A 19,342-nucleotide genomic window follows, 5' to 3' on the forward strand; every position below is an offset into this window, starting at 1 on the left:
AAGCGGGGTGGATATGTTTATCCGACCGAGGTTTTACGAGTTGTGTACAGGGTAAGTTTTCTAGGGTAGGAGACGAAGGAATGGTTGACTTTGCTCTGGACTGGACAGTAGACCAGTGCCTTGATGCTTTGGTTGAGGCGGTGAGATCTTCTGGATGTTCTATTGCGACGGCGGAGTCGTTAACCGGTGGACAGCTTGCTGCTGCCCTTTCATCTGCCGCCGCTGCCAGTGATTGGTATAAAGGCGGGATAGTGGCTTACCAGTCTGATGTCAAACATGGACTACTGTCCACTCCCGCCGGTCCGGTGGTGACGGCCGAGACCGCTTCAGCGATGGCCGTGTCGGTCGCTCATTTACTTGGGGCACGATTCAGCTTGGGCGTAACTGGTGTGGGTGGACCGGACCCCCAAGATGGTGTATCTCCGGGGACAGTATTTGTGGCTACTTTTGAGGATGGAAAAACCGCCGAGGTCACACGTCATAATTTTTCTGGGCAACCTCTTGAGATCCTTCAGCAAACAGTTTGTGCTTCACTGCGCCAAATTACCCGCCGTATTAAGTCAGGGGACCCCTAATTGGCGACACGGAGGAGCCTGTCGATTACGCGAGTTTCGGTAGGCGAAGGCTTTGAGTACTGGCGAAATGGAAAGCGTCTTCGTAAACGTTCGGATATCAGCAGGATTGAAGCGATCACGATTCCACCAGCGTGGACGAATGTAGAGATATCTGCATCTGCGATGGCCGGAACCATTGTGGCTGCAACCTCAATTGAGCAACCAACAAGTGGTGAGTTACTGACCACTGACGCCATCGATGTAGTGGTTAAGGCGCTGGAAGCGACAGTAAAAGTAATGCGAGACAAGCACGACGCAGTGGACGAGGCGGATCCGACGACCGCCGATATTCTGCACCAGTACATTGCCGACCTGGAGCAACAGGCATGGTTCATTAGTGCGGAGAAGCGGACTCCCCGCACCAGCAAATAGATTTAAGTCGACGAAGGCGCAACGGGAACATCTGTATCCCGTTGCGCCTTTTTAGTGGGTTATTTACTTGCTTGTAGCGAAAGCTGTAGCCAGTGAGAAGTCACCGTCGTACCAAGCTTCATTTTTCAGTACCACAGCGACTTCTCTGGGTGGAGTTTGTTCTCTATCAAAGGTGTTCTGATGTTTTAGGGGGAGGGCATGCCCCCGTTGACGTTGAGCGTTTCACCGATGACGTAGCTGGATTCTGGTGAGGTGAGGAAGACGAACGCTGGTGCGCATTCGGTGGGTTGTCCTGCTCGGCCTAGGGGGTGTCTTTGCCGAAGTGTGGGAGTGCCTCTTTGGGTTGTCCGTCGGAAACTTGTAGAGGCGTCCAGATGGGTCCAGGAGCTACGGCATTTACGCGGATTCCTCGTGGGGCCAACATTTGGGCTAAACCTTTGGTGAAGTTATTGATAGCGGCCTTTGTGGAGGCGTAATCGAGTAGATGGGTGGAGGGTTTGTAGGCCTGTATCGAGGTGGTGTTGACGATGGTGGATCCGGCTGGCATATGTTTGAGCGCAGCTTTTGAGATGCGGTAGATGGCGTGAATGTTGACGTTGAACGTATCCACCCATTGTTCGTCGGGAAGATCGCTGAGTTCTTCAACTGCAATTTGACGGCCAGCATTGTTGACGAGCGCGTCAAGTCCACCCAATTTCTCAGCAGCGTCGTCTACTAGTCGCGCGCAAAACTCTTTATCTCTGAGATCGCCCGGGAACAAGAACGCCTGCTGGCCTGTCTGCGTCACGATTGACTTGATGGATTGGGCGTCTTTTTCCTCGGCAGGTAAGTATGACAACGCGATGTCGGCGCCTTCGCGAGCGAATGCGATGGCTACGGCGGCTCCGATACCGGAGTCGGCACCGGTGATGAGTGCGCGGCGACCAACTAAGCGCCCTGTTCCTTGATAGGAATCTTCGCCGCGGTCACTGCGGGGGATGAGCTCTTTGTCTAACCCAGGTTCGGGCTGGTCCTGTTCAGGCGGAGTGATGGAGGGGTATCTTGTGACGGGGTTTTGGAATTTTAGTTGATTATTCGATTGGTCAGTCATGCGATTTCTCCTTCTTAGGAAGATAGGGCGAGGAATTTAGGACTGTTCTATCCCTTTCGGCCCTCTGTGGCGATGCCTTGAACGAAATAACGCTGGCCGAACGCGAAGAGCAAGAGCATCGGAAGGGTGACCAGCAGCGAGGCGACCATGACGTATTGATAGTCACCCTGTCCACCGTTGGTGGGGCTGTATTTCGTCATGGCGTAGGCGATGCCCAGCGGAGCAGTGAATTCTTCCGGGGATCCGGAATTCAGATAAATTAAGGCGGCTTGTAGATTGTTCCAGCTAGCTTGAAACTCAAAGATGAAAATCACTACAAGCGACGGTACAGAAAGCGGTAATGCAATGCGACGAAATAGTCCCCAATACCCTGCACCGTCAATACGAGCAGCTTCGAAAAGTTCCCGTGGAAGACCCATGAAAAATTGTCGTTGCAAGAAGATATAGAACGCTGAGCCAAAGAGGTTCATCCCAAAAAGAGGAACCCACGTGCCTACCAGTCCTAAATTGTTCCAAATCAGGTATTGGGGAACCATGGTGACGGCGCCAGGAAGCATCATTGTGGCAAGCACAAGGCCGAAAAGGAATCGGCGCAAGGGAAACCTGAAATAGGCGAACCCAAAAGCAACCATGGCGCTAGAAAATGTCACCAATGTCGCGGCAATAAAAGCAATGAGCAGTGAATTGAGGACCCAATTACCTAGCGGCAACTGGTTCCACACTTCCACGTAGTTCTGTGGTGTGAAGGTGTGTGGGATCAGTGAATTATCGAACACTTCACCCCGCGGTTTCAGGCTCGCAGCGAATAGCCAAGCAAAGGGGTAAAGAAAGATCAGCGAAATTGCTAGCAACAGCACCACAGTGAGCATGCGCCCCATGCTCCAGCGACGGGTGAATGTTTTGGGCGAGGCCAAGGTTTTCACTAACGTTCACCTCCTTCGTAGTAGACAAACCGATTGCCCACTTTCACTTGGATCGCACTGATGATCATGATGAGGACAAACAACAGCCATGCCATCGCTGAAGCGAATCCGAAATTAAACTCACGGAATGCTTGCTGGAACAAGTAGATTCCGTAAAACAGTGAAGATTCGGGAGAGGCGTTGGATTGGTCGCGCCAAAAAAGTAGGAAAGCTTGGTCAAAGACTTGGAGTGCTGCGATCGTTAGCACCAAGACGTTGAAGAAGATTGTGCTCGAGATTTGGGGCACGGTAATGAAAAAGAATTGGCGGACCGGACCGGCCCCGTCCAACGCTGACGCTTCGTAAAGTTCGGTGGGTACGTTTTTGAGCGCTGCCAGAAAGATCACCATAGTTCCGCTGACCCCCCACAAGGTCATAAGAACGATGGAGGGCTTTACCCAATCAGGATCAATCAGCCACTGTGGTCCCACAATCCCGAAGAACTTCAGAAACTGATTGATTGCACCAGTGTTGCCATTGAGAAGCAGTAAAAAAATAGCCGCGGTCGCAACGGCCGGCGTCATCTTGGGCAGATAGAAGATGGTTCTAAAAAATCCCGATCCTCTCGGAATCTTCGTCAAAAGCAATGCCAGTAAGAGCGCGAGAATTATTTCGAGCGGCACGGCCATGACGGCGTAAAACAACGTATTTGCCAGAGATAAAGCTACTTTCGGATCTTCAAAGAGTCTCTCGTAGTTAGCTGTGCCCACCGGACGAACAGCATTCGATATGGGGTTGTATCGGCTGAAAGAGATCATCAAGCTGAAAGCCATGGCACCGACCGTGAATACCAAGAATCCGATAATCCACGGGGAAATGAAGAGATACCCCGCTAATGCTTCTCGGCTGTTGTATTTTCTGAGCACTCTTCGAGTCGCTGGTCGTTCCGTACCGGGTGATTCCTTAAGTTGATCTCGTGCTGTGCTAGACACTGTTCGCCCCCTGCAACGCTCTATTATCTAAAATTCAGGCGATATTGATGATGACTATATCCATTTACATCTTCGACGGATAGTGCTTAGCTGATATGGCTAGAGCCTAGTGGGAAACTCTTTGGATCTTAGCTATAAGCATTGTCACGCCTCGAAAACCTATACTCGCTTCCTTGTCAATGACTAGGAACGTGCCATGTTACTGGCCGCTGTAGAAAGTTGAATCGTCATGAACGTGAAGAAGTCAATCGTTGGCACCATATCCATCGGGGCGCTGGTGGTCCTGACAGGTTGCGCAGGAGGGGCGAGTACCGCAGCGACCTCTTCACCTGCAGTAGCTTTCAATACGAACGTCTCAGGAGATCTCAAGGCATGGGCTTTTGATAATGCCGACGACGTTGGAAAAGCACGCATGAAATACGCTGAGGAGAAGCTCACCGGCCTCAATGTTACTTTGGACCAAACATCCTTTGATGCTCAAAAATTCACCACGAGAACTGCTAGCGGAGACGTACCAGACGTCGTGCAAATGAGCAGATCATACGTGGCCACCTATGCGGCGCAAGAGCTGATTCAACCTCTTGACCAGTGCTACGCGGCACACGGCGTTGATGCCGAAAAGTACTTTTATCCTGCTGTGACATCCCAGGTAAAATACAAAGACCATATCTGGGGCGTGCCCCAGTTCTATCAGCCTGCCGCAATCATTGCCAATACTGATGTGCTCAAGGATGCAGGTATCACGGTGGGAGAAATTGATACTTCCCAGCCAGAAAAATTGCTAGCGGCGATTGGTAAGGCATATGCAGAAAAGGGTGGTAATCCTGCGGTGCTTGGCTTTGATCCTGTAGCGACGGGCCAGATCGAATTATGGTTCTTAGGCTTGGGCGGAAAACTTCACGAAGAAGATGGAACCCCGTCCTTGGATAAGCCTGAAAACGTCGAAGTGATCAGTTTCCTCAAGAAGATCTATGACGCTCAAGGGGGCTTCGCGAAAGTCCGAAGCATGAGTGATTCTTTCGATGTGTTTGGTGACAAGAATCAGTTCGTAAGCGGCCAAGTTGCTGCGCAAGTAAACGCCCAGTGGTACGTCAACGTTCTTTCACCGTATGCCAAGGACCTCAATATCACCGGCATTCCCTTCAAAGACCGTCAAGGCCAGATAACCACGGCCGCAAGTGGCACGGTCTTCGTCATTCCCACCGGGGCTAAAAACAAGGACGCTGCGTGCGCGTGGATGTTGTCGTTGGTCGAGCAGGAAGCATGGATGGCAGCTGGAGAAGCACGGGCGAAGACGCTTAAAGAGAAACCTGGTTCCATCAATACCGGCCTGTTCACTGGCTCGCCAGGACCTGATGAAGCCATTCGATCACAATTTGTGAAGGCCAGCGGTAATCAAGGATTTGATGAAACGATTAAAACGTTTTACGAAGTGTTGCCCCACGGTAAGCCAATTGGGTCCAGCCCCGCCGGGGAAACCATTACCGCGGAACTAAAGAACGCCGTGACCTCGGCTCTGCTCGGGGAAAAGACGCCTGAGCAGGCTCTTAAGGATGCTCAAGGCGCTTCAATGCGCTCATTTGAGCAGTTCCAAGAATAAGCACACCTGCTGGTGGTGCTGCCGCCTTCGTTGTGGGGGACGGTGCGCCACCAGTGGGCTGGTCTATTCATTAGGCATTTCCTTCTTTTCTGTGCACCCTTTCTGTCATACCTTCATCGAAGAAGAATGTCGTGGGAGTGCAGGGTGTTTTGTATCCCCGGAGTGTCAGAAGGAAGTGAAATGGTTTGCGCTGTCTCTCTTGCGACAGTGCTCCGGGAATCAGTCACGAATCCATTTACCAGGCGATCTATGTTCCAGGCCGTGGCGAACTGCGTAAAGACCTTTACCGGTGCCTGTCCACGGGATAGCTAAATGCATCGTACCCGCAGTCACCGCAGTCATAGCGTCCACAAATTGATCAAAGGGCCGCCTCCATTGCTTCGGTGAACCGAATTTTTCCACTGAGCGAACGCTCCGAGGTGATCGGTGGGGAGGTCAGCGCCCGGTTATGAAATCGAAAATGGACATCAGTCTCTCGTCGCAGATTTGAGAGGCAGAGGGGGTTGGCATGCGGAGGACTTATCCCACGTGCGGTGGTCCGATTTCTTGGACCAATTGCTGTGGTTTGGTGGATGTGGCAGTCACACGCAATCCCGCGCGTGGACAGTTAGTTGTCGATTCGGGAGGCGCAGGGAGTGGCTGGTGAAGAATGAGGTAAGGAGTGCGGTTGGAGCAAGGCACTGCGCATTGAAGAGTTCTCGCAGTATGTATGAGTAAGACTTTCTGCGGGGAAGTCGATAGTTATTCAAACTTCTTTGCAGCGTTTAATTGTTGCGCCCGGTTGCCTTCCAGCATCGTTGAAGGCAACCGGGCGTCTTTTTAGAAGAGGTTAGCTCTGTTGGACGTTGTCTTTGGCTTCGGTTGTACGGTCCTTGACCTCGGTGACGGCTGTCTGGCCCTCGGCTTTGAGCTGTTCGGTGGCGTCCGCGGCGGTGGCCTTGACGTTTTCCATTGCTGTTTGGACCGGCTCTTTGAGACCTTGTGCGAGGTCTTTCGCTGCTTCTGTTACCTCGGTAGTGAGAGGTTCGGCAGCTGACTTTAGCGACTCGGCTGCTTCGCGTTCCTTCTGGCTAGCGGGGACGAGGGCCGAGAGGAGAAGTCCGGCACCGAAGGCGATCAGGCCGGCAGCGAGTGGATTGCCTTGGGTTTTTGCTTTCATCTGGTGTGGAGCGTCGGCTATGGCAGAACCGGCCTCATGAATGTGTGAGGTTGCGCCCTCGCCCGTGGTCTGGACGTAGTTGACCGTGTCGTCGGCAGCTCCCATGACTTTTTCTTTGACTCCGAAGAGTGCGTCTTTGACCTTGTCGGCTTGGCGTTGGGCGATATGTGAGGGGGTGACCTTGTCAGCCACAGCATCCACACTGGTACCAAGTCGAGCCCGCGTTGCTTCAATATCGGCGCGGATGTCGTCCGGATTTTCACTCATTGTTTATCCTCGCTTTAGTGGCTGGGCTTGAGAGTAGGGGGGATTTCTTGAATCGTCTCGGCTGTCTGAGGTAGGCCCTTGATGGTTTTGAGTTCTTTGCGGCCCAGCACTGCCAAGATCGCACCGGTGATGCCCCAGATGATCGCTACGACCACGCCGGACCAGCCCAGCCCGATGAGGGTTCCCAATCCCCACCACAAGGCGAGAGAGAGGAAGAGTAGGACAAAGTGGGCTGCGATGCCGGCGCCGGCTAGCATTCCGCCACCCTTGCCGGCACGACTTGTGCTCTGCTTCAGTTCGGCCTTGGCAAGCTCCACTTCTTGGCGCATCAGCGTTGATAGGTCGCGCGTGACATCACCTAGAAGATCGCCGAGCGAACCGCTTTCAGAGGGAGAAGAGGCTCCGTTAGCGCTCGGGGGTTCTGGTACTTGGTGACTCACCGTTGGCCCTCCTGCGGGTGAGAGGAAAGAAAATCGTCATGAAGGGCGGTGTTGGAGCCGGTCCCCGACGGCAACGTCTCTGTCGAGACAGGACCAGGGGTGCCGGTTAGAACTGGCTCGTCGAAGAACTGGCTACCTGAGGTGGGCATAGTCCTTGTCTCTTGATCGGCAGTGGGATCGGCCGGAGTACTCAGGTGTGAAGGTTTCGAAGGAGCATGCGGGGTGTCTGCGGACGCGGACTGAAGGTTGCGCCCAAGACGTCCGGCTAGAATGCCTGCCCCAGCGGCAGCAAGGAGGAAGGCTCCGGGACGTTGACGAGCGAAAGACTTTAGCTCGTTGAGGACATCGCCAGGCTCTCGGCTCTCAAGCCAACTGGCCACGGAAGACGAACGATCAGCTACTTGGCGGATCACCTCGCTGGCGATACCCGAGTGCTCTGAGGCGTTGGCCATGGTGTGCAGTTCGTTGGAAATCGAATGCAGACCCTTTGCAGCGTTTTGTTGTTGCGTGCCTGCCTGTGCCGTGAAATCTGTGCGAGCCTGATGGAGCAGATCCATGGTGTTGTTTTTGACTTCATCGGCAACGTTGGCTGTCGCGGTCTTAGCGGTCTCGACGACGTTCTGTGCGGACTCTTCTACCTGAGACTTCACTTCGTAGGCTTCGTCCTTTGCGGATTCGACCTTTGAAGTAGCGCCGGTTTCTGGCGTTGTATGTGTGGAAGTGGACGAAGGCAGTGATGCTGGGGGAAGCAATTCACCATCTGCCGAGCTTGGCGTGTTGTAAGTATTGTCTTGGGTCATCTTCGCTCTCTTTTCCATGTAGATCTGCTGAGGGTAAACCAGCCAGCAGGGTCGAGCTCGAATTATTTAATCCGTTTACGCTTACATAGTAAGCACAGGTTGTTCTGGTTGGATAGAGCGAAATTTTTTAGAAAATTGTCGATGAATGTCCTTGCCACGCACCGTGTAAATGTGTTTAGGGTGAAGTGTTGTATCGATCCGCACGGAGCGAGCGCTATCAGCGCAACAACAAAGATCCAAAGGAGATTTCATGCTCACCAAGGAACACATTGATGAACTGCTCGCACGAAGTGGAAACGTCGTTTCTACTGAGGGCGCCAAGATCGGATCTATCGGTCAGGTCTACGTTGATGATGAAAATGGACAACCTACTTGGGTGACAGTGAAGACTGGTCTGTTTGGCACATCGGAATCCTTTGTTCCGCTGGAAGGGGCCCGCCTCGAAGGCGAAGATGTTGTTGTCCCGTACACGAAAGATCAAGTAAAGGATGCCCCGCGTATCGATGTGGATGGCCAACTGGATCCTTCAGAAGAAGACCGGCTTTACTCCCACTACACCCTCAGCGCCGGATACCAAGACCATGTTGACTCCGACAGAGGACCATTAGGGGACCATGAGGCTGTCTCAACGGCAGGCTTCGACGGAGACAATGATCCACACCGCACAACAGAGAACAACAATCTTGACGATGGCCTCACTCGCTCCGAGGAACGCCTGAAGGTTGGCACCGAGAAGGAAGCAGTGGGACGTGTGCGCTTACGCAAGTACGTCACCACTGAAAATGTCACCCAGACCGTGCCGGTAACACGGGAAGAGGTGCGCATTGAGCGGGAACCCATCACAGACGCTGACGATGTCGCCATGACCTCGGCTGCACACTTGGGCGAAGAAGAACAAGAAGTCATCTTGCATGAAGAACGCCCCGTAGTTCAGAAGGAAACCGTCCCTGTCGAGCGAGTGCGCCTTAAGACAGAGACCGTGACTGATGATGTCACTATCGACGAGCAAGTACGCAAGGAACACATCGAAGCAGAAGGCGACGACACCCTGCGTTAAGACCCTGCCAAGTATAAATCCTTACGAAAACTAGGTCTTATTCCGTCAATAAGATAGTCGCTCGGCGATTTCTGCCTGACGAGGTTCTTCATTACAGGCAACTTCTAAAAAGTGAAAGGCCGGCCACATTGAACTGGCCCCCGTAAGTTGGACTCGCAATTGCGATGGGTCCACTCTGCGGGCCAGTTCATACCGGGCCGGCCTTTCTGCTTCCCTATGCAACTTCCCAATTGCAATGCTTGGTGCTCACGATAACCAAGAACATCAGAATAGAACAAAGTTTCTGTTTAGTGCAAACATTCGACTGGTTTGAGACTCTGTAACTCTGTTAGTAACAGAGTCTGTTAGTTGGTACTTCGGAAGACCGTCCGCGCAGGGAGTGGCAATTGCTTCGCGGAAGAGGGCCTTTTCGGAACTGGTGTGATGCTTTTTTCGTGAGTTCGCAGTGGGACTGTAGGCGTGAGGGTGCCCTCGCCTGTCACCAGAATTTTTGATCTGGGCCACCGGCCGCTGGATCGAGAAGTTCCACAACCGTGCCCGGCTCCACTTAGCCCGAGGCTACGACACTCCTGTGGAGCGTGAGCTACTGCTCACCACGGCACAATCTCAGCCGGTACGAGCCGCCTGATCAAGTCTCCACGACTTGGGGGCAACCCTGAAGAGAAGGTGTGGTGTGTGTGACCGGTCGCTGTGGGTCCCGCTGTGCATATTGTGGGCGGGTGGAGACCTTTGAGGAGTCTCAGGCCGTCCACAGTGTGTGCAGGGGGTGACGCTTTCGTAACCCAGTGTGGATGTGCAAGAGGGCAGTTCTCGTGATCGAGAACTGCCCTCTTCTGTTTGGGTGTCGCTATTTTTCGTTGCCGGCATCTTTTTCTTTGGATGATTGCTGGGTGGTGGTTCCTGATTGCTGGGTGCCGGTTTGGTTGGTGGTGCGGCCGGTTTCGGGGAAATTGGCTTGCTTGTTTTTGGTGCGTTTCACCTACGAAGTCGCGCGACGTGGGTCCACGGAGACTATGGCTTCAGCACCACCTTGATGCAGCCGTCTTGCTTCTTCTGAAACTTCTCGTACATCTCCGGCGCCTCGTCCAGGGACGCGGTGTGCGTCTTGAGGTCGAGAACCCCCAACGGGTCCGAAGGATCGTCGACAAGCGGCAAGAGGTCATCGGTCCACCGCTTCACGTTGCACTGGCCCATGCGTAGCTGGATCTGCTTGTCGAACATCGTGAGCATTGGGAGGGGGTCCTTCATGCCGCCGTACACCCCGCTGATGGAGACCGTTCCGCCGCGCCGAACGGCGTCGACGGCGGTGTACAGTGCGGCGAGCCTGTCCACCCCGGCCGTCTCCATCGCCTTGCGGCCCAGCGGGGACGGCAGCAGCCCCACCGCCTGATGGGCCGCACCGGCCACGGGTGAGCCGTGAGCCTCCATACCGACCGCGTCCACCACGGAATCCGGACCGCGGCCGTCCGTGAGGTCCTTCAGCTGCTCCGCTACGTCGCCGGAGAAGTCCAGCGTCTCGATGCCGTAACGTTCGGCCATGGAGCGCCGCTCGGGGACCGGGTCCACCGCGAGCACCCGGTAGCCCAAGTGCCGGCCGATCCGGGCGGACATCTGACCGATCGGGCCTAAGCCCAGCACGGCCAGGGAGCCACCCGACGGGGGCGCGGCATACTGCACGGCCTGCCACGCCGTGGGCACTACGTCGGAGAGGAACAGGTAGCGCTCGTCCTCGCCGGTGTTCGGGACCTTAATGGGTCCGTAGTCCGCGTGTGGGACACGCAAATACTCGGCCTGCCCGCCGGGCACCGAACCGTACAGGCGGGAGTAGCCCAAGAAGGCTGCACCGCTGTTGTACTCCCGGACCTGGGTCGTCTCGCACTGAGACTGCAAGCCCTGCTTGCACATGAAGCAGTGGCCGCAGGAGACGTTGAAGGGAATCACCACGCGGTCCCCGGCCTTGATATGGGTAACGGCGGAGCCGACCTCTTCCACGATCCCCATGGGCTCGTGGCCGATGACGTCGCCTTTGTCCATGAACGGGGTGAGCACCTCATACAAGTGCAGGTCCGACCCGCAGATGGCGGTCGAGGTGATCCGCACGATCGCGTCCGTGGGCTCTTGGATCCGGGGATCCGGAACCTCCTCGACGCTCACGGACCGCTTCCCCTGCCATGTCAGAGCCTTCATACGTCCTCCTTCTCAGGGCTGCCCCCCGGGCCGGGATGACAGCCTGCTGATCTGTCCGGTGTGACCGATACTACTATGACGTCTCGTTCTGATGAGCCCGGTGGGTCGCCGGTGAGTATCGCTCGGGATGTGTTAATTGAGCTCGCTATACCGAAGCGCCCTAGGTTTTTTGCCACTTTCGTCGACTTGAGCGAGGCCTACGACGTAGCAAGCGTGGCCTGTTTCGTCGAGCAATATTCCGAGTGGCGGTTGGGGCGTTCGACGTGCACTTCATTGGATTGGTTGTTTTAGGCCTTGGAGCAACGTGTCAGAGGTTCGTGCATGCCCCACACTCGTGTCCGTAAGTGTGTCTGCTCTGGGTGAGCGTGTGGAGTGTGTGCGGCTGGTTGTTGAGGGTCCTGCTGTGCATATTGTGGGCGGGTGGAGACCTTTGAGGAGTCTCAGGCCGTCCACAGTGTGTGCAGGGGGCAACGTTCCGCAAGTCCGAGTGGGTGTTCAAAAGGGCAGTTCTCGCGTGCTAGAACTGCCCTTTTCTTGTTGGGTGTGGTTATTTTTCGTTGCCGGCGTCTTTTTCTTTGGATGATTGCTGGTTGGTGGTGCCTGGTTGTTGGGGGCCGATTTGGTTGGTGGTGCGGCCAGTTTCGGGGAAGTTGGCTTGCTTTGATTTGTTCCGCTCTGCGAACAGGTCGGCTTCGCGGAGGGTTGTGCCGAGACCGGCGTTTACGTTGTTGAGGAGGTCTTGCAGTTTGTGGGGTGGGAAGCCGGCTTCGACAGCGGTGCTGACCATGCCCGCGATGGACGCGTCGGGGTGGTTGGGTGGTACTTGGAGGGCTAGTTGTTTGCCGCCGATGACGTCGCCGGCGGTGTAGTGCTTGATGCCTCCGACAGCTCCGAGGAGCCCTATGTATTCGGGTGGGCAGGCGAGGAATGCTTGGCGGAGTACTTCGGCTTGTGGTCGTGATGCGGTGTCGTGGGTGATGATGAGGTCACGAACGAGTGTTGAGCTGTCCATGAGGGCTGCTAGGCGCGGGTAGTCGGTGTCTCGTGGTTGTTCACCGGGGGTGGCGAGACGGTCCAGGATGTCGAGTGTTCCGGTTCCGCGGTCGACGTGTTTCTGGTTGTTGATGGCGTCGATTTCGGGCGGGGGTAGTGGTTGCCAGGTGCTGGTTCCGGTGTGTTCGTAAGAGTTTTTCGCGTCATCGAGACTGGCTGCTGGCGAGCTTCCGAGGAGCGCGCCGATGGCGTCAACTCTGTCGGATTTGAGGGGCTCCGGGAGAGTCCATTCGTCGAGGTTGGGGAGGTATGTTTCCACGGTTTGGGCTGCGAGGTCGATGTGCAGCTGGATGATGAGCGGGTTTTGCGTTGCGTCGAGTTGTGTGCGGAGTCCTTCTTCGACGGCGTGTGCGCGGGCTTTGCCGTGTTCGCCGTAGGAGGCGATGGTGATCATGTTGGGGTGGCAGTCGTAGCGGCCGATGATCTGGAGTGTTTTGGCTGCTTGTTCTGAGAAGTGTTGGGACTCTTCAGTGTTGGTGGGGGCGATGTCGAAGGTGACGAATTGGTCGTCCTCACGGTCTCCGAAGCCGAAGATGACGACGTGGCGGTCGTCGGGGCGGAATTCGATGAGTTGTGGGACGAGGGCAGCGAGTTCTGCTGGTTCGCCGAGGGGGTTACTCACTTGCTCTCCTGACCTTTATTGGATGTGGGGGTTTTTGTGGGTGGTGGTCCGATGCGTAGATCGGGAATCTGGGTCACGGGCCCTGTTTGTGCTGCTTCGTGTTCTCCGATGGCGGCGTCGAAGGCTTTCTCGACGGGGCTCTGGGAGTTCGGTTCCATGATGTTTTCTCCTGTTTTTGCTGACGCTGATGCTTGGCCGGTTGGTGGCCGTTTATTTGCCGAGCTCGTTGCCGGCATCGGGGGCGGGTGGTTCGTGTTTTGCTGTGGTGCCGGGGGTGTCCGTGTCGCGGCCTGCGGGGAAGGATGCTTGGCGGTATTTGTTCCGGTCGTGCACACCGTCGGCTTCGTCGATGTGTGGTGGTAGGGCTTCGGCGATGCGATCGATGACCTTCTTGAAGGCTTGAGGGGATGCCATGGTGAGGCGGGCTTGGGTGATGGTTTCTCGCCAGGGGCCGTCGGCATCGTTGGTGGGGATGTTGTTGATTAGTGGCATGGCTGCTCGGTAGTTGCCTTGGGCTGCGTAGGTGACGGCCGCCGGCACGGCGAGGTCTTGTCGGTGGGTGGCCGGTGCTGTGTTGTGTAGGTCTTGGAGGACCGCGGATTTGGCGGGTGTTTGGGTGGCGTCGAGGGTGACTTGGTCGCGCACGAGGGGTGAGCTGGTGATCAGTGCCGCTAATCGTGGGTAGAGGCTGGTGGGTTCGTCGAGGGAACTGGTGGCGATGGATTGGAGTAGGTAGGAGGCTTCGGTGCTGCGCACCGAGGGCCGGTGGTTTTGGATGTGGTGAAGTTCAGAGTCGTTGAGTGGTTTCCATGTGGTGTTGTTTTGGCTCATGTTCTTCTCCTGGCTGTACGTCGGTGTGGATCGTGGGGCCGGGGCTCACTGGTGCTCGGGCGGCATGACCGCTGGTGGGTTGGCCGGAGGGCGGGTTCGTGGGGCGCGTTTGGTGGTGCGTGGATCTGTGAGTCCGAGCTTGCGGAGTTCGGCTGGGCTGTTGCCGGCGGTCACGGCTGCTTGGAATGAGCGGGCGTGGTCGTCCTTGATGGTTTTGAGCTCTGTGTCGAGCTGCTTTTTGAAGTCCTCGAGTCGCTTCTTGTGGTTGGCTTCTGCGTTGATGACGGCTTGGCGGGCGGTGGCGAGAGCGCTGATGGCGTCGAGTTTTTTGGTGTGTTCCTCGCGTGCTTTGGCGAGGATTTCTTCAACGGATTGATGAGTGGCCATGTACTCATCCTATGAACGGAACAATGGCGTGGGTACTAGCCATTCGTCTATGTGGATAACCCTCAGAATCTGTAAGACTGAGCATGGACCGCCCGCGGAAGCGGAGCGGAGCAAGCTATAGATTTAGCCGGGCTAAATCGCTTGCGAATCTTGCTGCTTGGCAGGGTTCGTGACACACTCGAATCAGTTTTGATCGTGTGTGGCGTTGCACTGTGCTGGAGGTGAATTGGATGGATCGGAAGCGGCAGGCGAACGTGACGGGAGGCCGTCCGATTCGTCGTGAGGTGAAGTTGAGTGTGAGCGAGGATGCTGCGCTGCGGGTTGCTGCTGCGTCGATGGGGGTGACGGTTCCGCGGTTGCTGAAGGAGTCAGCGTTGAGCGCGTCTCGTGGAGAGACGGTCACGGAGCGGCATGAGCTGATCAAGGAATTGTTTTTGGTGCAGCGCGCGATTGCTGCTGTGGGTAACAACATTAACCAGATCGCCAGGGCAGCGAATGCGACGGGTGAGATCTCGGAGGAGTTGCAGGGCAGTCTGGTGTACGCACGCAGTGTGCTCAAGCGCATGGATGCTGTTTTGGAGTCATTGAGTTTGGATGGTGGCCAGTCATGATTCCTAACATCACTCGAGGTGACCGGATGGCCGGGTTGATGGCGTACTTGGTGGGTCCTGGACGTGCGAATGAGCACGAGAATCCGCACTTGGTGGCCGGTGATGATCGAGTGCTTTTCGCGGTCGATCACGATGGCGAATTATCGTCGTATGACGCGTTTGAGATCGCGTCAGTGTTGTCTCAACCGCAACGCGTTCACGGGACGAAAGTGAAGTCCCCAGTGAACGTGTGGGACGAGGAACTGGGTCAGAACGTGAGGGTCGGTTCGACGCGTGCGGAGGTGTGGCATTGCTCCTTGTCGCTGGCTGCCGAGGAAGGCAAAATCGATGACGCGAAGTGGTCGAAGATCGCGAACGAGTTTGTGAACCGGATGGGGTTCATTGACCCCGATGGTGCGAAGTCATCTCGCTGGGCTGCGGTGCATCATGGTGCCTCGAAGAATGGTAATGACCACATTCATATTGTGGTGCAGATGGTGCGTGAGGACGGTACGAAAGCGAACGTCCACAACGACTTCTACCGGTCGCAACAGGTGTGTCGGGAGTTGGAGAAAGAGTTCGAGCTGCAACTGCTGGAGAGCCAGGAGAAGGGTCTTGGTCTGGCCGGGGATAAGCCAGCAGAACGCACGCGTGCTACCCGTGAAGTAGCACCACAGTCGGCACCGTTTGAGTTGCGCCGGCGGATGCGCGCAGCCCTAGCAACAAGCAGCACCGAGGCGCAGTACGTGCAACGGCTGTTGGATATGGGCGTTCGTGTTGCTCCCTCGTTTGAGAAGGGCTCACGAACGCAGGTGCGCGGGTACAAAGTCGCGATCGCCGGTGCCAAGAATGAGGACGGACACACGATCTGGTACACGCCCTCAAAGCTGGACCGGACCCTGGGGTGGCCGCAGATCCAGCAACGCTTCGGCGGCCGCGAACACGATGAAGCAGTCTCACTTTTGGTGAGTCTGCACAATTCTCAGGACGTGCCAGCGCCGCAGATTCGCTTGCACGGCTTTGATCCAATCAGGGCTGAACGGTTGATGAGCGGCAAGGCCGGCCCGGATACGTTGGCGAACATTTACGCGCGGGTGTCGATGCAGCTCGAGAAAGACCGGCCGGGTGCTTTTGCACGGTTGAGCGAGAACTACGCCAGGGCAGCCCAAGGACGCGGCAACGCTGCGTACGCTGTACGCATTGGTGCACGTTTTGCGTCGAAGGATTCCACTCGCGGATGGCTGGCCGTGATTCAACAGGCGAACCGGCTCGGTCGCGCGATGACCGCAACACAACTGATGACTGAACGACCCCGGCTTGCACGCTCGACAGCAGCACTGCTCGAGCACGCGAACCGCACCCTTGAAACTGCCACTACATCCACTACTACAGATCGACCATTTGATTATCGTCTCGGACGATACCGGGATACCGGACGAGGCCACGGACTCTAGGAGGACATCATGGAGGCGCACGAAGAATCAGAAGTCGCAGAATCCCTCGGCCGCGTCCTACGCGTGGCTACCGGCGGGCAAATGCAGTTGATGGAAATGAACCAACGTCGCCGACAGATGACCGAGGCAGAGCGCCAGCGCGAAGATCAACAGAACGCCCGGCGCGACCAAGTCCTAGCAGCCGCGTTGCAACAGACGGTATTCACACGCGAGTACTGGCGCACCGCCGGCTCAGAATCCATCGCCGATAACTTCACAGTGCTAGCGCAGCTTCGTGGGCAACACCCACAAGCTGAGACCGCGTACGGGCATATGAAGGACGTGCTGCGAACCGACTTTGGCATCAACGTTGAGGACGCCAACCGTGATCACCCGGACGCACTGTCCAAACAGCATCACGAGCTCCGAGATGCCCTGGATGATCACTTCGCCAAGAAATACCTGGACGCGGAAGCAGACCAAACCTTGGCCGCAGGCACAGGCCGGAACGAACCAGAAGTAGTTGCTGAAGCTGGCGAGCTGCGCGAAGTGGCAGATGAAGCCAAAGAATCCGAAGAAGCCCACCTGGACAAGGCTGCCGAACATGAAGCGGAAGCCGGTCAAGACCGTGTAAACGCAGCGGCCCAAGAAAGTGGTGCAGCACTAACAGCTGAACCTTACTCTAGGGCAACAGTCCAAGCACTGGCGCAGGTCCGTGAAACAGCAGGCGCTGAGGCTGCAGCCAGCCGAGAGACGCAGTCTAAGAACTTCCCACAAAGCCCGGACACGCAAATCAGTACAGGCACCACTCGTAAGCCGGCGCGACGAACCGGAAACCAACACACACCGGGCCGACGCAGAGAATCAGGACGAACCCGATGAGCACCAACCCCTTCAGTGAAGAATCCGAAACCGAACCAACAAACGAAGAATCCACCCAACGAGAACTCTGCTACCCGAACGCCGAAGAATGGGTCAACAACTGGCTACTACCGCACTACCGACGCAACCCAGCCACCCACAAGTGGGACCCGCAATGGTGGCGCTACGAAGAAGTCGGCACCCTCATGGAAACCCTCTGGGAGACCTGGGAAAAAATGCGATGGGACGGAGCCGGCGGCATCGCCAACTACTTCCGCGACTACCTCTACCCGCTCATGGACCGCATCACCGCACCAGACGGACCGTTCTGGGCGTTCGATCCGCCACTCAAAGAGGATGTACCCCCAACACTACCGAGTGAGCCAGCGCCAGACGGGTTCTACAACTAGATGCAACAGCTTTGATCGAGTAGAGCTTCAGTGCATCCACGCAAGAGCGGAGGTTGGCAATCCGGCTACAGCTGTGACGGCGGGTGGAAGAGCTACTGCTTGGACAGCGCCTGACGTAAGCGCGACAAATGAACCAGTGCCAGACGGGATCTACAAATGAGTTGGAGATTTGTGGTGAGCGCGGAAGGAACTGTTTGTTTCAGGTTCCGCCGCTAACTCTCATTATGGAAGGGGTTGTCCCAGCCACAGTACTAGGAACGTGGCGGCGAAAACTACCCCTCCAAGGAGGTAAAAAGCATCAAGTTTGTGCGACGAATCCCACCATTTTGAGTCTTTCTCTTCCTTGGCCCTATTTTTCATATTTTTTCTTTTTCTACTACTACTCGCTTGGGTAATAGATCCCCCCAAATCGACTGGAATCCCCGCAGAGGAAAGTATTTCCTCTTGGCGCATGCTGTCTTTTACAGCGGCTTTGAGATACGTATGAAACCAAAGCCGATCTGTGAACCAGAATCCTAACCAAAGCGCGAAGCCCACTGGTAGCAGCAATGCGGCGATGCTTATATCTAGAGAGTCAAACAGTTTGATTCTGCCCAAATTTTCGTATGCGAAACCTGCAGCGCCAATTACGAATGTAAAAATGGTGAAAGCGAGGCTTCGTATTCGCCACCCGAGGTCATTGAAATGCATCTGGACAGAAACTTCTTGCTTCCAAATTTCGAGGTGAGATTCGGTATCAATTGGCGTCCCGAAGTTGAATAATCCTAAGATTTCAAACAGGCCCTCCGTGAGCGTGTAATCCGGAGCAGCTTGGACTGAACTGCGTTCACGTTCAACTTCAGACGGTGTCCAATGAGTTACACGGCGGAGGAGATCGTATTCCGCTTTTGTATGATTCCTTCCATAGTCGGCGTAAACAGATATGACACCTGCGGCATGTGCCATTGCCACATCCCGATCGAGACTGTCTCCTATGTATATAGTTTTACGGCCTGGGACGGAGTGGGCTTTGAGGATGACTTCGAGGATTTGGGGGGATGGCTTTGAGATTCCCTGGGGCACGTTCAAATGCTCGGTATATTTAAGCCCATACTCGGAGTCAGGCAAGGTTCGCATGGACTCAGCTGATTCTCCTGCTGGGAAATCATGGTCCGGTGAAGAATAGATGACGTCAATCACCCCGTCGAGGCCCAGTTTTCTAACACGCCACTCAGTCCAAAATCGCAGCGACTCCGTGTAGGCGATAACTTTCACTCCCTGGCTTTTTACATACTTCAGAGTGTGTAGGACGCCTGGATAAAGTTTGGTGTATCGCAATCTTGCAGAGTTTTGCGCATGCAGTGCGTCGTCAAAGAACTCGCGTGGACTTTGGCCACCGGAAAATTCTTTTAGCTCAGGTAGTACATCGACGAGCCAAGAATATTCGGATGTCCCTTTTTCCTCGTGGATCTTCTTAATCGATGTGAGTAGTTGCTCTTCGTCGATGCCCGTCTTCTGGCTCAACCCTTCAACCAACGCAGAAAAAGACATGTACCAACCGTGAAACCACGTCCAGAGTGTGTCATCAAGGTCAACAATAACTAGGCCAATTTCCGGCTTTATTGAAGCATCCATAGCCTAAACATACGTGGGTCATATGACAGATAGAAAAGTCGGGCGGGATTCTGACCTCTGA

Annotated in this window: 19 protein-coding genes and 2 pseudogenes; 9 read left to right on the forward strand and 12 right to left on the reverse strand. The window is 55.4% G+C overall.

Annotated elements, in window-relative coordinates; translation table 11 throughout:
- Positions 1-80 precede the first annotated feature (80 nt).
- From HD598_RS13125 to HD598_RS13130, 3 genes and pseudogenes are all read left to right on the forward strand, one after another.
- Positions 81-575, forward strand: a complete 495-nt coding sequence (locus HD598_RS13125; RefSeq protein ID WP_183666955.1) for a CinA family protein — start codon at positions 81-83, stop codon at positions 573-575.
- Positions 576-728, forward strand: a pseudogene (locus HD598_RS13880) (DNA topoisomerase IB); the annotation flags it as partial. It abuts the gene before it with no gap.
- A 9-nt stretch (positions 729-737) separates the two neighbouring features.
- Positions 738-986, forward strand: a complete 249-nt coding sequence (locus HD598_RS13130) for a ferritin-like domain-containing protein (RefSeq protein WP_183666957.1) — start codon at positions 738-740, stop codon at positions 984-986.
- A gap of 185 nt (positions 987-1,171) precedes the next feature.
- Here HD598_RS13130 and HD598_RS13135 read toward each other — a convergent pair.
- The 3 genes and pseudogenes from HD598_RS13135 to HD598_RS13145 all read right to left on the reverse strand — a co-directional run bounded on the left by HD598_RS13135 (position 1,172) and on the right by HD598_RS13145 (position 3,904).
- Positions 1,172-2,076 (reverse strand): annotated as a pseudogene (locus HD598_RS13135) (SDR family oxidoreductase).
- Between the two features lie 47 nt (positions 2,077-2,123).
- Complete coding sequence (locus HD598_RS13140; protein ID WP_183667007.1) at positions 2,124-2,954, reverse strand: carbohydrate ABC transporter permease; 831 nt, start codon at positions 2,952-2,954, stop codon at positions 2,124-2,126.
- 44 nt (positions 2,955-2,998) lie between these two features.
- Positions 2,999-3,904: a carbohydrate ABC transporter permease gene (locus tag HD598_RS13145; RefSeq protein ID WP_311539061.1), complete on the reverse strand. Its 906-nt coding sequence runs from the start codon at positions 3,902-3,904 to the stop codon at positions 2,999-3,001.
- A gap of 295 nt (positions 3,905-4,199) precedes the next feature.
- Between HD598_RS13145 and HD598_RS13150 the strand changes: the two genes are divergently transcribed.
- On the forward strand, positions 4,200-5,570 hold the full coding sequence (locus HD598_RS13150) for an ABC transporter substrate-binding protein (RefSeq protein WP_183666962.1): 1,371 nt from the start codon (positions 4,200-4,202) through the stop codon (positions 5,568-5,570).
- A gap of 829 nt (positions 5,571-6,399) precedes the next feature.
- Here the strand turns inward: HD598_RS13150 and HD598_RS13155 are convergent.
- From HD598_RS13155 to HD598_RS13165, 3 genes are read right to left on the reverse strand one after another with little or no spacing between them, the layout of a single operon-like run.
- Positions 6,400-6,996: a DUF3618 domain-containing protein gene (locus HD598_RS13155; RefSeq protein WP_183666964.1), complete on the reverse strand. Its 597-nt coding sequence runs from the start codon at positions 6,994-6,996 to the stop codon at positions 6,400-6,402.
- A gap of 14 nt (positions 6,997-7,010) precedes the next feature.
- Positions 7,011-7,436, reverse strand: coding sequence for a phage holin family protein (locus HD598_RS13160; protein ID WP_183666965.1), 426 nt, complete (start codon positions 7,434-7,436; stop codon positions 7,011-7,013).
- Positions 7,433-8,236 (reverse strand): hypothetical protein, encoded by an 804-nt coding sequence (locus HD598_RS13165; RefSeq protein ID WP_183666967.1) that lies wholly within the window; start codon positions 8,234-8,236, stop codon positions 7,433-7,435. Before HD598_RS13165 ends, HD598_RS13160 begins: the two co-directional genes overlap by 4 nt.
- A gap of 250 nt (positions 8,237-8,486) precedes the next feature.
- Here HD598_RS13165 and HD598_RS13170 point away from each other — a divergent pair, with 250 nt between their 5' ends.
- Entirely contained in the window at positions 8,487-9,293 is an 807-nt protein-coding gene (locus HD598_RS13170) for a PRC and DUF2382 domain-containing protein (RefSeq protein WP_183666969.1), read from the forward strand.
- Between the two features lie 847 nt (positions 9,294-10,140).
- Here HD598_RS13170 and HD598_RS13645 read toward each other — a convergent pair.
- From HD598_RS13645 to HD598_RS13190, 5 genes are all read right to left on the reverse strand, one after another.
- A complete protein-coding gene (locus HD598_RS13645; protein ID WP_260170757.1) occupies positions 10,141-10,272 on the reverse strand; it encodes a hypothetical protein in 132 nt (43 codons plus the stop codon).
- 32 nt (positions 10,273-10,304) lie between these two features.
- The gene (locus HD598_RS13175) at positions 10,305-11,480 is read right to left on the reverse strand and encodes a zinc-dependent alcohol dehydrogenase (protein WP_183666971.1); all 1,176 of its coding nucleotides are present in this window, start codon (positions 11,478-11,480) and stop codon (positions 10,305-10,307) included.
- A gap of 547 nt (positions 11,481-12,027) precedes the next feature.
- Positions 12,028-13,155 carry a DUF4192 family protein gene (locus HD598_RS13180; protein ID WP_183666973.1) on the reverse strand — a complete coding sequence of 376 codons (1,128 nt, stop codon included), beginning with the start codon at positions 13,153-13,155 and terminating at the stop codon, positions 12,028-12,030.
- A gap of 210 nt (positions 13,156-13,365) precedes the next feature.
- Entirely contained in the window at positions 13,366-13,986 is a 621-nt protein-coding gene (locus HD598_RS13185; protein WP_183666975.1) for a hypothetical protein, read from the reverse strand.
- Between the two features lie 45 nt (positions 13,987-14,031).
- Positions 14,032-14,373 (reverse strand): PIN domain-containing protein, encoded by a 342-nt coding sequence (locus HD598_RS13190; protein ID WP_183666977.1) that lies wholly within the window; start codon positions 14,371-14,373, stop codon positions 14,032-14,034.
- A 230-nt stretch (positions 14,374-14,603) separates the two neighbouring features.
- On the opposite strand from HD598_RS13190, the gene mobC reads away from it, so the two are divergent.
- From mobC to HD598_RS13210, 4 genes are read left to right on the forward strand one after another with little or no spacing between them, the layout of a single operon-like run.
- Positions 14,604-14,984 carry a plasmid mobilization relaxosome protein MobC gene (gene mobC, locus HD598_RS13195; protein ID WP_183666979.1) on the forward strand — a complete coding sequence of 127 codons (381 nt, stop codon included), beginning with the start codon at positions 14,604-14,606 and terminating at the stop codon, positions 14,982-14,984.
- Positions 14,981-16,417, forward strand: coding sequence for a relaxase/mobilization nuclease domain-containing protein (locus tag HD598_RS13200; RefSeq protein WP_183666981.1), 1,437 nt, complete (start codon positions 14,981-14,983; stop codon positions 16,415-16,417). Before mobC ends, HD598_RS13200 begins: the two co-directional genes overlap by 4 nt.
- Before the next feature lie 9 nt (positions 16,418-16,426).
- Positions 16,427-17,278: a hypothetical protein gene (locus HD598_RS13205; protein WP_183666983.1), complete on the forward strand. Its 852-nt coding sequence runs from the start codon at positions 16,427-16,429 to the stop codon at positions 17,276-17,278.
- Positions 17,275-17,667: a DUF4913 domain-containing protein gene (locus HD598_RS13210; RefSeq protein WP_183666985.1), complete on the forward strand. Its 393-nt coding sequence runs from the start codon at positions 17,275-17,277 to the stop codon at positions 17,665-17,667. Before HD598_RS13205 ends, HD598_RS13210 begins: the two co-directional genes overlap by 4 nt.
- Before the next feature lie 222 nt (positions 17,668-17,889).
- Here the strand turns inward: HD598_RS13210 and HD598_RS13215 are convergent, their stop codons facing one another.
- Positions 17,890-19,281 (reverse strand): HAD family hydrolase, encoded by a 1,392-nt coding sequence (locus HD598_RS13215; RefSeq protein ID WP_183666987.1) that lies wholly within the window; start codon positions 19,279-19,281, stop codon positions 17,890-17,892.
- Positions 19,282-19,342 lie beyond the last annotated feature (61 nt).

Source organism: Neomicrococcus aestuarii (genome assembly GCF_014201135.1).
GTDB lineage: Bacteria > Actinomycetota > Actinomycetes > Actinomycetales > Micrococcaceae > Neomicrococcus > Neomicrococcus aestuarii.